Here is a 13,846-nt window from a genome sequence, read left to right on the forward strand (position 1 = left end):
TTCCGTATCCAAAACCATGCGGAGTGTTTCAAGATATGCCCATTGAAATTATCATCAAATTCAACAACTACATTAAATCCATTTGCTTTGTAAAACGTTTTTCCGATTCCATTATCTCTTTCTACATTAAGATAGATTAGATAGATTTCTTTTACTCCTTCAAATCGATTTATTTTCCGATGGAATAATTCCTTTATAGGTTGCGTTCCACGTCTTTCTTGCGATTGCTTGAACGCTTAGAATATCAGCTGTCGTCATTTTGCGGATGGTGAATGACAATGGACTTTCCCCCTTTTTATAATTAAATACTTCTCCTAAGTATATCCAACTGCATATGCATTTCACAAACAATAGATTATTCTGCGTTGTATGGGACAACATTCGAATTTGAACGCTTTCAAAATAACGAGATATCGCCTATAATAATCGTACAAGGGAGGTGAAAAGAATGGAACAAGAAACTGTTTTAAAAGAAATACTGCATGCATTTAAACTTCATGCACAACATATTGATGAAAAAATGGATGGTTTGAAAACAGAGCTGGAATCTAAAATGAATGACATGAAAACAAGCTTAGAAAGCTTAGAAACTAAGATGGACAAGGGCTTCTCCCGTGTTGACTATCAAATTACCGAGCTTGGAAAAAAGTCGATGGAATCCGTACTGAATTGAATGAAACAAATGAAAATGTGGATTATCTATTAAGCAAAAATGCTCAACACGAAAAGAAACTACGCCAAATCTCCGAACAACAACAAATGTAACCACTCATGCTGCATAATCCCTATATAAATGAACCCCTTTCTATTTCCTCATGTTTACAACTAAAAAAGTGGAGATAGGAAGGGTTTGTAGTTTCCCAATAACAGTAACCTTTTGAATGAATTTTATTTATGGTGCTATAATCCTCATTTTCAATCCGCGCTCGTGCTTATTCTATATTTTTTGTTTCCTCATTTATTTCATTTTCTTGTTTAAATGTTTGCTAAAACAACCTTTTAATAGTAGTATTTTTTAATTCTTTTTTTTTCATATGAATTGAAAATTTGTATTGGCTCAAAATAAAGAATAAAAGGAGTGATTCAAATGAGTAAAGGCAAAAAGAAAAAGAACAAGAGTAAAGAAGAGTTAAACGCAATGAAAGATGATAAAAAATATCCGCAGAACCGTCCGCCAAGATAAAGGAAACTTCATTCATTGAGGGTGCTTTTATCCCCTCAATGAATGGTTGATTAATCCGCTACACTTAGCCAATCCTTATATTCTTACCGAGCCTGTCCAAGGTCCCTAATATGCTCATCGCTGCCAAATAACTCGTTTTCGGATTGGATGGAAGCGGGTTATTTTTGATTGTAAAAGTTGTCTCTCCAAAATCCCCGGCCATTTCAATCTGATGGATATTTTTCTCAATATGCGGGTCAGCAATAATGCGCACCTTTGTCCGCTCTATTCCCAAGCCAGCAAGGGAAAGGACAATCGAGACATTGATATTTTTCGGAAATTGTTTAATCGCCTCTGCTGCGTTTCCTTCAAATAGAATCGTTTCCTCTGTTACCGCCTCGTCCATCAAAGTATGAGCTGGTTTTCTTGTTGTTAGCGAAACCTTCTTCACTACTTTCAATGCATGAGCATTTTGCAATAAATCAAGACCGCCGATTGCTCCGGATGGTAGGTGGATGACATGATGATGTCTACTCGCAAGCTCGGTAATCTCGGTCAATAGTGTTTCATCAACTAGTGCACCAATACTAATTAACACAGCGCTCTTCTTTTTGATTGTAGCTGGGAGCAAGTTTCGTACAGCGTCCACATTCGCCGCTTCCACAACTAGATCAATGTCCGATTCCAAGAATGTATCAAAGTCGGTATAAAGCTTTACGCCAAATTCAGCTTCCAATCCCTGATATTTTTCTCTGTTACGCACGTAAACACTCGTAATCCTGAGTTGCTCATGTCCAGCATCGTTAATTTCTTTTAATAAAAAGTTCGCAATAGCTCCAGCGCCAATTAAACCGATATTCATGGTAACCCTCCTATGATTTAGTGAGTTGAGATAAGTTCCGAGGCGGAAGATAGAGCATTGGAAGGGGGTATCCGTGGCTTTCAATAATTTTGAGATCCATTTTTGATCACTGAGCCACGCCGTATCTGGGACAGTTGCTCTGACCCCCTACCCGCTTATATCTCTTTTCTCTTGCTGCTGCGGTAAATGAAGTATATTACAGCTACGGTGATAGTGACGAATAAGAAAATAGTCAGCGTAATAAAAACGGGATCTTCGTTAATATGTGCCGGAATGAATCTGTCTGCGATCGGCCCCCACGACATAAAGAATGGCACAATAATGGTGATCCATGATTTGGCATAAATTGCCCAAATGATGAAGATGGTGATACAGCTGATTACGATTAAATTATTTTGCATTGGTGTTGCGATAAAAAATGGATTTTTATCAAGAATTTCTACGATGATAAAAATACCGAATACAAGCAGATAAGCGAGTCCGGCAATAAGGTAAAATCCTTTCGAATGAAAAAATCTCGGTAAAACCTTTACAAATAAAAAGCCATAAAGAGTAAATGAAAGAACTGTAGCAATACCCATTCCCCATAGTCCGACTTTAGACAATGTAAAGTCTCCCCATAAGGCTGGTGTAAACAAAAGAAAAGCGAGAATCAGTAAAGCTGACATTGGTGCTAATATGATAAATTGCCTGGCATCGAAACCTAATTCCTCACCAATACTTTTCATATATTCCCTTGGTGAATCCCCGGTAACGTCCTTGACACTTTTCCCTTCTGTCTCGGCTTGTATAAGATGATCTTCCAGTTCAACAATGATTTCATCCATTTCCTTTTCGTTTTTCCCTTTTGAGAGTAAATACATTCGCAGTTCGATAATAAATCGTTCGGCCTCTTTAGATAACCTCGTCATTCCCCTCATCCCTTTCTTCAAGTAATGAAAAGACCCCACTGGACAGTCTCTCCCAATGTTCTTTAAATCGTTCCAGTTCTTCCAACCCTTCGTCCGTTATCGAATAATACTTTCGCTTCGGGCCGTTCGGCGATTTTCTTAAAACAGAGGTTACAAAGTTATTTTTCTGCAGTCTCATAAGAACCGGATAAATACTGCCTTCACTTACTACGGCAAAGTTATGCTCCTGCAATTTTTCCGTCATTTCGTAGCCATAAGTCTCCCCTTTTGCGATTAAAGCAAGCAGACTCCCCTCCAATAGTCCTTTCAGCATCTGTGTTGTTGTTGACAAGGTGGTCACCTCAATTGATTTGTTACCACTATCTTACAATACAATATAGTGTAATGCAAGGTAGCTTTTAAAGAAAAAACGGAAGACCCAAACAGCCCGCCACTCTTTTTCAATCTTACACTGATTTCTTCAATTAAACGCGGAGCAACCCTCTGAACCCGCGAGAACCATAATAAGAATCCGCCCCATTATGGTAAACAAAGACTTGACCATACCGGTAATCACAAAAGATCGCCCCGCCGCGCTCACGAATCGACGCTGGGGTCTTCACCCAACTTGATGTTTTCTGATCAACTACCTCAAGTTCCTGTAATTTACGATATTCCTCTTCAGATAATAACTCAATGCCCATCTCTTCTACCATGTCCATAACACTCGTTTTTGGTGGGTACTTTTTCCGGGATTCCAAAGCCGCACGGTCGTAGCAGACACTTCTACGCCCTTTAGGACTTTCTTTCGAGAAATCATAGAAAATATACTCTTTTGTACCTTCATCATATCCGGCGACATCTGGCTCTCCCTCTGTAGCTTCCATTTGTTCTAGGGACTTTAGCTTTTCAGGTAACTTCTGCAACTTGGCAGCTATTTCTTCCCAATTCAAATTCTCGTGACGGTGCATATTCGCTTTAAAGCGTTCTTCCAACGCATGGAGAAGCTGTTCATTATGATTGTTTGTCATGCTAATACTCCTTTTCGTTCATTCTTCTTTATGAATCATTATATCCGACCTGAAACTGATTTAATAGACTTTTTCCCAATTCTGTCGTTAAGATAGTAGTAATTAGTTTAGCTACAAGGAGGTTCCCTATCATGGGATGGACATATGTTTTATTCGCTGCAATTATTGAAGTAGTATGGGTGCTCGGTTTAAAGTACTCGGATAATTTCTGGATGTGGACTGGGACAGTGATCGCAATCATATTTAGCTTTTACTTTGTGATCAAAGCATGTGAAGTGCTTCCTTCAGGTTCAGTCTATGCCACATTTACAGGTTCCGGGGCTGCCGCAATTGCCATCATAGACTTCTCCTTTCTTGGTGAGGCTTTTACAATAGGTAAAGGTTTCTTTATTTTTCTCATCATCATTGGTGTGGTCGGCATTCAATTAACGACAGGGGAAAAGGATCAGTCCGATGATTCGCTTTCGACAAAAGAGGGGGATGTGTAAAATGGCTTGGTTTTATTTATTTCTTGCAAGCTTCGGTGAAATCTTCGGGGTTGCAAGTATTAATATGTATTTAAAAAGGAGATCATGGAGTTGGCTTTTCGTATTGGTTGTGTGTTTTTCCCTCGGCTTTTATTTCCTCGGACTTGCCATGCGTGACATACCACTCGGAACGGCCTATGCGATTTGGACAGGGCTTGGGGCTACAGGTGCAGTAATCATGGGAGTTACATTCTTTAAAGAAGCGATGAATTTAAAGCGGGTTCTTTTTCTCCTATGTATTATTAGTGGTGCGGTTGGTTTAAGGCTGGTTTCTTAAAAGCCAGGAACAAAGAGTCTCTCAACTTAATAAGCTATATTGGGTCATTATCTCGAGAATAGGAGTTGGGAGCTCATGAAGAAGAAGTGGCTGAGAAGCTTAAAAACAAACACGCCCCAGGAAGGTTTCGAATTGGCCATCCTCCTGGCGCAAAAAGGGATTGAGTATACACAGCCATCAGAAACCATCCGGAAAAAGATACGTCCCAAGTATTCAAGAAATCCAGATAATCTTATCGCTGCCTCCGAGGTAATTGCAATTCATTATCAAACGGTTGCCGCTGCGAATGACTACTGGAAATCAAATACGAAGGTGCATTTTTAAAGCATTTTCAAGAAGGAAGTATCCCATTTGTTTTGGGGAGCTTCCTTTTTTGTATCGGTTAGTTTTATTTTCCTTATTAAGGGTGGAATGTTTCTTATAGGAAAATAACGGATGTTTGTTTTCCCGACAGTAAGTCTAGCGCAACCGTTTTGCTAGCTGTAAAAATAAAAAAGTGATTATAAATGAATAAATAATAACCCAAATAAAAGGGAATAATGCAAGATTATCGATATGCCGACCATTCCAATCTAATAATGGTATTTGTGTAATCGTTGCAGGTGGAAGAATCCATAGAATATTTTTTAAAAATGGAGGTAAGACACGTTCAATTCCAACGGCTGCCAGCGATAATACGATAGTTAGCGTAAGGCCACCAAAAGAATTAATTGTGCTTTTCATTATTACTTTACTAAACAGGCTTGCAAGACTAATCCCTAAGATAGACAAAATAATGTGGTTTGCGAAAGTAACGAGTCCTGTTGTAAAGGTAACCGGCTCACTAAACATCTTAAAGACAATTGGATATAAAAAAGCAAAAGCAGAAAGGATGATGGAGATGACTAAAACAGAGACTAACTTTGATAAATAGTAACGATTCCAGCTTCCTACATGGATGGCCATTAATTGTCTTTGAACCGGTGGATCAAGTTGTAGCATGCTCAAACAAACCCATGCAGATATAATATATAGAACTACTGCAGTTACGGCATAACTGTCAATAATCGGATTAGGTGTGTATGTATAAAACACAAAAATTATAATGATGAATGTTGAAATAGGCGGGAAGTATTTATGAGAACGGATATAATCATGTAACGTATATTTTATTAAATTTTTCAATTGAACCGCTCCTTATATTGATGGAAGCCATGATATCATGTATTATCTTCTCCTGGTGTTTCTACTGTTACAACACGTTTAATACTTCCTTCTGATTGAAGTATTCGATACAATACTTTGTCACTGTCTTTCGCATGGACATACAGTAACAATTTATCTGTCTTCTTCTCTATGTTGATTATTTCATCCCACTTTTCCACATTCGATTCATCCAGGCGTTCCACTTCTAGTAGCTTAATAGGCTCTTTTACAATATCGATCGTCTTTGTAAGAACCCCATTTTTTACATAGTAAGCAGCATCAACCATCTTCTCAAATAGATTGGATTCATGATAAGTAAGTAGAATGGTAGTACCTTCCTTTTTAAGCTCTTTCATAATTCGCAGTAATTCTTGCTGAGCGAGGGAATCAAGACCTGACAACGGTTCATCCAGAATCAACAAATCCGGACGCTTTATAATGGCTTGGATAATTCCAACTTTTTGGATGTTCCCTTTCGATAAATTCATCACCCATTGATCATTGAATTGTTCCAGTTTAAAACGCTTAAGCAAATCTGGGATAGATTTATGCATAATAGACCTAGGCATTCCACTGATCTTCCCCGTATAATTTAAGTATTCTTCAGGGGTAAAACGAATATTTTTTGGAAATCTTTCTGGAGCATATCCAATTTTTATTTTTTTGTTTTGAAAAATCATCTTGCCTGAAGAAGGTCTTTCCATTCCTGCTACTATTCGCAATAATGTACTTTTCCCAACCCCATTTCCACCTAATATAGCAATGATTTGTTGTTTACCGATAGTTAGTGAAATATTTTTTAAAACACTTTCTCTATCATAGGCTTTACCGATGTTTTTAAGTTCAACAAGCATTGTTACCGCACTTCCCCCTCCATTTTCATCACGATCTCCAATCATCCCATATCCGTTTGTATTGGCTATTATCTTTCATTACATTTAATAAAAACACATCAGGATTCGTGAGCTTTCTCCACTGTTCAAAACCGAATGTCTTATCATAATGACGCAGTAATAAAGAGATAATCCCACCATGCGCAACAAGTACGATATTTTCAAGATCACTGCTAATCATCTCTTCTACAATCTCTACAATCCGGTTCATCGCTTCAATTCCAGATTCTCCCCCTTCATATTTCAAATTCATGTCTTCGTACGAGGCTTCAAGTTTAACCTGCCAGTCGGGAAAGAACTGCGAGCTTAATATACGCTCCTTTAACCGGGGATCTGTCTCAATTTTTAATTGATGTTTTTCCGCCAGTGGCTCAATTGTCTGAACGGCACGCAAATAAGGACTTGATATTATCTTATCCACTTTCATGTCTGTAAACAAATCACACAGCTCTTCCGCTTGCCCGAAACCTTTTTCCGTTAAACTTGCATCAGGTTCCTGCCCGGTTGCTTCTGCATGCCTCACAATATAAATATTTTTATTCATGTTGATCATTCATCCTTCCGTTTACCATCCCATAGTATCCATCTTCAGCAAAGCCAATGATGTCCAAATATGCCAGCCAGAGAATGAAATCTTCTCAGAAAATATCCAGTACGTGAACAACGAAATTACCAGCTCTCCTCCGAAAACTATTATATATTTCTATTTTCCCACAACTCTACATGAATTTAAAAAGTGGGTCAAACTGGAAATATAAGCTTTTGAATGGAAACACTCGTTCCCCTTCGTCGGATATGATATTCTAAAACTAGACAGACATCCAGAAAAGCTCCAAAACGATAAAAAGGATGTGTTAAAATTGCTATTAACAAGATGCAAAGAAGTCTACTCCCCGACGCATGATTCCCCAGTTACTGTTATGGAAAAACCGAGCGATTATAAGAACAAGCCAGAAAGAAAGCCAGACTCCTTATTAGAAAAAACTTGAAAGAGATTAAATAAAGCAAAACTTCACTCATTGGGGGCATCCCCCACTGAGTGAAGTTTCACTTTATATTCACAGTCGGCATCTTCGCCTTTTCATTTTTCACCTCATCATGAAACAAGTGACAAGCAACAAAATGGTTATCGCCCGCCTCCTTCCACTCCGGTTTTTCCTTTCCGCAAATTTCCATAGCAAAGGGACAACGCGTACGGAAAACACAGCCGCTTGGAGGGTTAACCGGACTCGGAAGTTCTCCTTGCAAAATAATTCGTTCTCTGGAAGCTTCTACATCTGGGTCAGGTATAGGTATTGCGGATAGCAAAGCTTGCGTATAAGGATGAAGTGGTTGTTCATAAAGTGTTTCACTACTTGTCAGTTCTACTAAACGTCCTAAGTACATGACTCCAATCCGGTCTGAAATTTGTTTCACCATGGAAAGATCGTGGGCGATAAATAGGAATGTAAGACCTTTCTCTTCCTGCAGCTCTTTTAATAGATTTACAACTTGCGCTTGTACGGAAACATCAAGTGCTGAAATTGGTTCATCAGCAATGATGAAATCCGGATCTAACGCAAGAGCTCGGGCAATACCAATCCGCTGGCGCTGTCCACCACTAAATTCATGGGGGTAGCGATTGGCATGCTCACGGTTTAAACCAACCTCCTCGAGTAATTGATACACCTTTTCATTTTGTTCCTTTTTTCTCTTATACAATTGATGGACTTCCATCGGCTCTGAAATTATCTCTCGGACTGTAGAACGCGGATTCAGTGATGCATATGGATCTTGAAAAATCATTTGCATCTGTCTCTGGAGTATAAATAATTCTTTATCCGTTAATTCATGTACATTGTTATTACTAAATAATACATTGCCCGCCGTCTTCTGATAAAGTCCCATGATTGTCCGGCCGATTGTTGATTTCCCACAGCCCGATTCGCCTACTAGTCCAAATGTTTCTCCTTTATTTATATGAAACGTTACATCATCAACTGCTTTTAACATACGGTTTTTACCGAGGCTGAAATACTTCTTTAAGTTGTTTATCTTTAATATTTTCTCCTCTGCCATCGTCACTCCTCCGTCTTAGTTTTCTATGACTCCAGGCATCATCGATAATGTTTTTGTTTGAGTATTCATCGTCGCTGGAACACCGAGTGGAATACCAATATTAGGGGAACAATGTCCAATTTCAAATCCACTCATTACAGGTAGGGGCAAATCGCTTAAATAATGGTGAAAAATTTCATCTAAGGTGTAGGATGATGTGCTATTTGCCTTAATTTGGGTAAAGGAGCCAATAGCCACCCCAGCTGCTTGTGCGAGCTTACCGGAAAGTTTCAATTGATTCAGCATGGAGTCAATCCGGTAAGGCGATTCATTCACATCTTCTATAAATAAAATTTTTCCAGCTGTGTCGACTTCAAAAGGTGTTCCTAAAGTGCTTGTGAGTAATGTCAGATTTCCCCCGACCAATTTCCCGCTTGCTTCTCCTACTCTAAGCACTTCTAGTGATGAAAGATTTTCACTATACTGCAAGCTGGTCGGTCTCAATAGCTGTGAGAAGGATGCAAGAGTTCGCTCCTCGATATCAGGGGATGCTAAATCTGAAGCAGGCATTGGGCCATGAAATGTGACGAGTCCTGCTTTTTGTTGGATTGCTACATGTAAGTACGTAATATCACTATAGCCCCAAATGACTTTAGGATGGCTGGCTATTAAATCATAATTAAGAGATGAAGCAAGTCTAGGTGTGCCATAGCCACCGCGGGCAATGATAATTGCTTTCACTTCCTCATCCGCTATCATTTCATGAAAATCAGCTAATCGTTCCTCGTCTGTTCCAGCTAAATAGCCAGATACTTTTGCAATATTTTTCCCAACTTTAACCCGAAGACCGAAATTCGTGAAAAAAGGAATCGCTTTCCCTAAGCGCTTCATATTTGGCGGACTTGCCGGGGCAATGATTCCAATCGTATCACCTTTTTTTAATGCCTTTGGCAGTAGCATAAGAACACCTTCTTTCTAAAGGTTATAGACGTATTTTATTAGTTTAAAATATTTTCTATGTCCCATATGCTGCTCCTTCCAATCGTTCCAACTTGCTCTCATACTGTGAAAAGTTATAAATGATGCCGGTTCAGGTAATTAGGGTATCTCTTATAGACTGAAACGAGCAGAATGTTAACGTTTGAAGGAATTAAAGCACCTCTCATCGACCGAAGCAAGCAAAGCATCGGCGATTCATGCAATTAGAGCACCCTTCATCGACCAAAGTACACTAATGCCGGATCCCCTACGACTTTAGAATTCCAATAATTTATTAAGGGAGGCTCACCCCATAGATGAGCCATCCCTCAATCAAACAAATCTTATTTCTTCTCCGCGTATTTCAAATCAAAGTACCCAACCGGGTGACGAAGAATTCCCTCTACTCCATCTGCTTCAAGCACAACAGTATTATAGTAGCGTAAAGGTGCAGCAATCATTTCATCAGCGAGCATTTTTTCTGCCTCATATAAATACTCCCAGCGCTTCTCTTCATCTACTTCAGATTTACCTTTCGCAATCAGCTCATCATACTCTGGGCTGGAAAACCCGGTACGGTTCATATACGAATCAGTTATGAAACTCTCAAGGAAGTTGACCGGATCATTGTAGTCGTTAATGAAAGAACTACGGGAAAGCTGCAGTTCGAGTGCCTGCTGTGCTTCTGCAAATACGTTCCATTCCTGATTTTCCAACGTAACTTCAACACCTAAGTGTTCGTTAAACATTCCGTGCAGTGCTTCTGCCACCGCTTTATTCGTATCACTCGTGTTATAGCTTAATGTGATCTCCGGCAATTCTTCATACCCTTCCTCAGCCATACCTTCTTCGAGCAACTGCCTCGCTTGATCCGGATCAAAAGTGACAAGTTCGCCATTTACATCACGGAAATCTTCGCCTGTCGGACTTGTGTAACCCGGATTAATGAATCCATAGGCAGGTTCTACCCCTGTTTTCACGACAAATTCAGCAATGTCAGCCCGATTGATTGCGTACGAAAATGCTTGGCGAATTTTCTTGTTTTGGAATGGTTCCATTTCTACATTAAATCGGAAAAACTCTAATCCACCATACGGTCCTATAAATACATTGTCCCCATCAATCAGCTGATCAGATAACTCTGGTGGAATGCTTGCGGTATCAAGCTCACCCGCTTCAAACATCTGATATTGTGTATTCGTATCATTTACCATCGCAAAGTGGATATTATTCAATTTCACGGCATCCGCGTCCCAATAATGCTCATTTTTTGCAAACAACATTTCTTCATCATGCTTCCACTCTTCCAATGTAAATGGACCATTTCCTACAAAGGTTTCGGCCTCAGCATGCCAATTCGGATCTGCCTCTGCTATCTTGTGATTAATTGGGAAAAATGCCGGGTTCGTCAGTAAGTCGAGGAAAAACCCTGTCGGTTGTTCAAGCACGACCTCGAGTGTCTTCTCATCAACTGCCGTTACATTCACATCATCCTCTGAACCCTCACCACTGTTATAGCTTTCAGCTCCTTCAATAAAATAGCCTAAGAACGCTGCCGGTGAGGCAGTCTCTGGATTCAGCATATATTTCCACGCATACTCAAAATCTGCAGCTACAACAGGATCACCATTCGACCAATTCGCATTTTCCCGTAAATGAAATGTGTATGTTAATCCATCATCCGAAACATCCCAACTCTCTGCTGCCCCAGGTCCTGCCAAATGTTCCTGATCTAAGCGAGTCAGCCCTTCCATTAAATTATTGAGCGGATCCCAAGATACTGCGTCAAAACCAATCGACGGATCTAATGAAGCCGGTTCTGTTCCATTGTTCAATCGCAACACATTCTCACCCAACGCAGTTTCCTCTTCCGTAGTCTCATTCTCTTCCTCTTCGGCAAACGTTTTTTCTGTTTCCTGTTCCTCTGGCTCAGCTTCCCCTTCTGGGTCATCTGTCGCTGTACATGCAGCCAGGAATAAAAACATAAATACCGCCGATAGATAGATAAGTAGCTTTTTCATTCGTATCCCCCTCGTATTTTTACTTGTCTTTGACCGCTGTTGTCAGCAATTTCTTCGCCCGATCATCCTGCAGCCAGCAATCCACTTCATGGGAATCACTCTGGTTAACGGTTTTCGGGTATACTTTATCACACACTTCCATAGCAAACGGACACCTTGCTGTAAATGGACATCCTAATGGAGGTGAGAAAAGATCTGGCGGGGTCCCTTCGATTGGCTGTAATTTCTCTTTTCTATCTAAGCGAGGAACCGAATGAAGCAGACCTTTTGTGTAGGGATGCTGTGGATTATAAAAAATTTCCCGCTTCGTCCCAGTTTCAATGATTTTACCGGCATACATAACGGCAACTCGATCAGCAATTTTCGCAACAACACCAAGATCATGAGTAATAAGGATAATAGAAATGCCGGTTACTTTCTGGATTTTTTCAAATAGTTCTAATATCTGCGCTTGAATTGTAACATCAAGAGCGGTCGTCGGCTCGTCCGCAATGAGAAGCTCTGGTTCACAAATCAAGGCAATCGCGATGACAATTCGCTGCCGCATGCCGCCACTGAATTGATGCGGGTATTGTTTCAGCCTTTCTTCTGGATTCGGAATCCCCACAAGTTTCATCATTTCAAGCGCCCGCTTCTCTGCTTCCTTATCCGAAATGCTATGATGCTGTTTCACCCCCTCTTTCAGTTGAGTGCCAATCGTTAACGTCGGATTGAGTGCAGTCATTGGATCCTGAAAAATCATCGATATATCTACACCTCTGATTGCACGCATCCTTTTTTCTTTCAATTCCGTTAAATCTTGATCTTTAAATAAAATTTTTCCCTTCGTAATTTTTCCAGGAGGATTTGGGATAAGACGCATTACGGCATTTACAGTAACACTTTTACCACAGCCCGACTCTCCAACAATTGCAAGTGTTTCCCCTTTATTTAAATGAAAGTCCACGCCCCTTACTGCTTGAACGGTACCGCCATAAGTTGTGAAGGTGACGTGCAGATTATTGACTTCAAGTATTTTTTGCATCCCTCCACCTACTTTCTTAATTTCGGATCGAGTGCATCTTGTAATCCATCACCTAAAACATTAAAAGCAAACATCGTAACCGAGATGAAAAAGGCGGGAAAGAATAATGTCCACCAGTTTCCTGAAAGGATAGCACCAAGGGAATCACTCGCCATCACTCCCCAACTTGCATTCGGTGAGGATATCCCAAGGCCGATAAAACTTAAAAATGCTTCTGCAAAGATGGCAGATGGAACCGTCAACGTCATTTGCACGATGATTGGACCCATTGTATTCGGCAGAAGTCCCCGCCGGATAATCCGAGATTGCTTTGTACCGAATGATCGTGAAGCAAGAATGTACTCATAGTTCTTAATCTGCATGACCTGTCCCCGCACAATCCGTGCCATCCCGACCCAGCCAGTGACGGTGAGAGCTATAATAATCGTCATTAAGCTGGGTCCCATGACGACGAGTAATAAAATGACGACTAATAAATAAGGAATTCCGTAAAGAATCTCAATAATCCGCATCATAAAGTTATCAGTACGCCCACCTTTGTACCCTGAGATACCTCCCCAAATAATGCCAATGGTGACGTCAATTAATGCCGCCATAAACCCAACGAAAAGAGAAATTCTTGCCCCCTGCCACGTCCGTGTGAACACATCTCTGCCTGCATTGTCCGTCCCAAACCAATGTTTAGCAGATGGTGGCTGGTATTGCTCGGATAACACTCCCATATTTGCTTCGTAAGGGGAAAGGATCGGACCAAAGATTGCCATGGACACTAGTATAGTAATGAATGCCATACCAGACATGGCTAAATAATTTTTCTTTAACCTCCGCCAGGCATCTTTCCAGTAGGAGAGGGATGGTCTTGCCAATTGTTCCTGTTCTTTTTTATTCTTCTTGCGCCAGGTAAACCACTCGTCTGGCACATTGTTTCTTGTAACTTCCCGGGGATGCTGGTCATGCAT

Annotated in this window: 16 protein-coding genes; 4 read left to right on the forward strand and 12 right to left on the reverse strand. The window is 40.3% G+C overall.

Going from position 1 to position 13,846, the window contains the following annotated elements; translation table 11 throughout:
* Window positions 1-448 precede the first annotated feature (448 nt).
* Window positions 449-673 carry a hypothetical protein gene (locus LZD48_RS11480; RefSeq protein ID WP_235762893.1) on the forward strand — a complete coding sequence of 75 codons (225 nt, stop codon included), beginning with the start codon at window positions 449-451 and terminating at the stop codon, window positions 671-673.
* A 574-nt stretch (window positions 674-1,247) separates the two neighbouring features.
* Here the strand turns inward: LZD48_RS11480 and nadX are convergent.
* The 4 genes from nadX to LZD48_RS11500 form a co-directional block, all read right to left on the reverse strand.
* Window positions 1,248-2,024 carry an aspartate dehydrogenase gene (nadX, locus tag LZD48_RS11485; protein WP_235762894.1) on the reverse strand — a complete coding sequence of 259 codons (777 nt, stop codon included), beginning with the start codon at window positions 2,022-2,024 and terminating at the stop codon, window positions 1,248-1,250.
* Between the two features lie 155 nt (window positions 2,025-2,179).
* The gene (locus LZD48_RS11490) at window positions 2,180-2,935 is read right to left on the reverse strand and encodes a DUF1129 family protein (RefSeq protein ID WP_235762895.1); all 756 of its coding nucleotides are present in this window, start codon (window positions 2,933-2,935) and stop codon (window positions 2,180-2,182) included.
* Window positions 2,919-3,248, reverse strand: a complete 330-nt coding sequence (locus tag LZD48_RS11495; protein ID WP_235762970.1) for a PadR family transcriptional regulator — start codon at window positions 3,246-3,248, stop codon at window positions 2,919-2,921. The genes LZD48_RS11490 and LZD48_RS11495 overlap by 17 nt, the downstream gene beginning before the upstream one ends.
* Window positions 3,249-3,399: 151 nt before the next feature.
* The gene (locus LZD48_RS11500) at window positions 3,400-3,945 is read right to left on the reverse strand and encodes a DUF4256 domain-containing protein (protein WP_235762896.1); all 546 of its coding nucleotides are present in this window, start codon (window positions 3,943-3,945) and stop codon (window positions 3,400-3,402) included.
* A gap of 131 nt (window positions 3,946-4,076) precedes the next feature.
* Here LZD48_RS11500 and LZD48_RS11505 point away from each other — a divergent pair, with 131 nt between their 5' ends.
* From LZD48_RS11505 to LZD48_RS11515, 3 genes are all read left to right on the forward strand, one after another.
* Window positions 4,077-4,433: a DMT family transporter gene (locus LZD48_RS11505; RefSeq protein ID WP_235762897.1), complete on the forward strand. Its 357-nt coding sequence runs from the start codon at window positions 4,077-4,079 to the stop codon at window positions 4,431-4,433.
* Between the two features lies 1 nt (window position 4,434).
* The gene (locus LZD48_RS11510) at window positions 4,435-4,749 is read left to right on the forward strand and encodes a DMT family transporter (RefSeq protein ID WP_235762898.1); all 315 of its coding nucleotides are present in this window, start codon (window positions 4,435-4,437) and stop codon (window positions 4,747-4,749) included.
* 75 nt (window positions 4,750-4,824) lie between these two features.
* Window positions 4,825-5,073, forward strand: coding sequence for a hexameric tyrosine-coordinated heme protein (locus LZD48_RS11515; RefSeq protein WP_235762899.1), 249 nt, complete (start codon window positions 4,825-4,827; stop codon window positions 5,071-5,073).
* A 135-nt stretch (window positions 5,074-5,208) separates the two neighbouring features.
* On the opposite strand, the gene LZD48_RS11520 is transcribed toward LZD48_RS11515, so the two are convergent.
* From LZD48_RS11520 to LZD48_RS11555, 8 genes are all read right to left on the reverse strand, one after another.
* Window positions 5,209-5,913: a hypothetical protein gene (locus tag LZD48_RS11520; protein ID WP_235762900.1), complete on the reverse strand. Its 705-nt coding sequence runs from the start codon at window positions 5,911-5,913 to the stop codon at window positions 5,209-5,211.
* A 35-nt stretch (window positions 5,914-5,948) separates the two neighbouring features.
* Window positions 5,949-6,833 (reverse strand): ABC transporter ATP-binding protein, encoded by an 885-nt coding sequence (locus LZD48_RS11525; RefSeq protein ID WP_235762901.1) that lies wholly within the window; start codon window positions 6,831-6,833, stop codon window positions 5,949-5,951.
* Window positions 6,817-7,371 (reverse strand): histidine phosphatase family protein, encoded by a 555-nt coding sequence (locus LZD48_RS11530; RefSeq protein WP_235762902.1) that lies wholly within the window; start codon window positions 7,369-7,371, stop codon window positions 6,817-6,819. Before LZD48_RS11530 ends, LZD48_RS11525 begins: the two co-directional genes overlap by 17 nt.
* A 503-nt stretch (window positions 7,372-7,874) precedes the next feature.
* On the reverse strand, window positions 7,875-8,885 hold the full coding sequence (locus tag LZD48_RS11535; protein WP_235762903.1) for an ABC transporter ATP-binding protein: 1,011 nt from the start codon (window positions 8,883-8,885) through the stop codon (window positions 7,875-7,877).
* A 15-nt stretch (window positions 8,886-8,900) separates the two neighbouring features.
* On the reverse strand, window positions 8,901-9,824 hold the full coding sequence (locus LZD48_RS11540; RefSeq protein WP_235762904.1) for a S66 peptidase family protein: 924 nt from the start codon (window positions 9,822-9,824) through the stop codon (window positions 8,901-8,903).
* A 362-nt stretch (window positions 9,825-10,186) separates the two neighbouring features.
* Window positions 10,187-11,863, reverse strand: a complete 1,677-nt coding sequence (locus LZD48_RS11545) for a peptide ABC transporter substrate-binding protein (RefSeq protein WP_235762905.1) — start codon at window positions 11,861-11,863, stop codon at window positions 10,187-10,189.
* Between the two features lie 19 nt (window positions 11,864-11,882).
* Window positions 11,883-12,887, reverse strand: coding sequence for an ABC transporter ATP-binding protein (locus tag LZD48_RS11550; protein ID WP_235762906.1), 1,005 nt, complete (start codon window positions 12,885-12,887; stop codon window positions 11,883-11,885).
* 8 nt (window positions 12,888-12,895) lie between these two features.
* On the reverse strand, window positions 12,896-13,846 hold the full coding sequence (locus tag LZD48_RS11555) for an ABC transporter permease (RefSeq protein WP_235762907.1): 951 nt from the start codon (window positions 13,844-13,846) through the stop codon (window positions 12,896-12,898).

It is taken from the genome of Oceanobacillus alkalisoli (assembly GCF_021556485.1).
Classification (GTDB): Bacteria; Bacillota; Bacilli; order Bacillales; family Amphibacillaceae; genus Oceanobacillus; species Oceanobacillus alkalisoli.

Bases quoted from the DNA above. Each gene is read 5' to 3' on its own strand.
- LZD48_RS11480 (WP_235762893.1), top strand. From the start codon at position 449: ATGGAACAAGAAACTGTTTTAAAAGAAATACTGCATGCATTTAAACTT.
- nadX (WP_235762894.1), bottom strand. From the start codon at position 2,024: ATGAATATCGGTTTAATTGGCGCTGGAGCTATTGCGAACTTTTTATTA.
- LZD48_RS11490 (WP_235762895.1), bottom strand. From the start codon at position 2,935: ATGACGAGGTTATCTAAAGAGGCCGAACGATTTATTATCGAACTGCGA.
- LZD48_RS11495 (WP_235762970.1), bottom strand. From the start codon at position 3,248: ATGCTGAAAGGACTATTGGAGGGGAGTCTGCTTGCTTTAATCGCAAAA.
- LZD48_RS11500 (WP_235762896.1), bottom strand. From the start codon at position 3,945: ATGACAAACAATCATAATGAACAGCTTCTCCATGCGTTGGAAGAACGC.
- LZD48_RS11505 (WP_235762897.1), top strand. From the start codon at position 4,077: ATGGGATGGACATATGTTTTATTCGCTGCAATTATTGAAGTAGTATGG.
- LZD48_RS11510 (WP_235762898.1), top strand. From the start codon at position 4,435: ATGGCTTGGTTTTATTTATTTCTTGCAAGCTTCGGTGAAATCTTCGGG.
- LZD48_RS11515 (WP_235762899.1), top strand. From the start codon at position 4,825: ATGAAGAAGAAGTGGCTGAGAAGCTTAAAAACAAACACGCCCCAGGAA.
- LZD48_RS11525 (WP_235762901.1), bottom strand. From the start codon at position 6,833: ATGATTGGAGATCGTGATGAAAATGGAGGGGGAAGTGCGGTAACAATG.
- LZD48_RS11530 (WP_235762902.1), bottom strand. From the start codon at position 7,371: ATGAATAAAAATATTTATATTGTGAGGCATGCAGAAGCAACCGGGCAG.
- LZD48_RS11535 (WP_235762903.1), bottom strand. From the start codon at position 8,885: ATGGCAGAGGAGAAAATATTAAAGATAAACAACTTAAAGAAGTATTTC.
- LZD48_RS11540 (WP_235762904.1), bottom strand. From the start codon at position 9,824: ATGCTACTGCCAAAGGCATTAAAAAAAGGTGATACGATTGGAATCATT.
- LZD48_RS11545 (WP_235762905.1), bottom strand. From the start codon at position 11,863: ATGAAAAAGCTACTTATCTATCTATCGGCGGTATTTATGTTTTTATTC.
- LZD48_RS11550 (WP_235762906.1), bottom strand. From the start codon at position 12,887: ATGCAAAAAATACTTGAAGTCAATAATCTGCACGTCACCTTCACAACT.
- LZD48_RS11555 (WP_235762907.1), bottom strand. From the start codon at position 13,846: ATGCATGACCAGCATCCCCGGGAAGTTACAAGAAACAATGTGCCAGAC.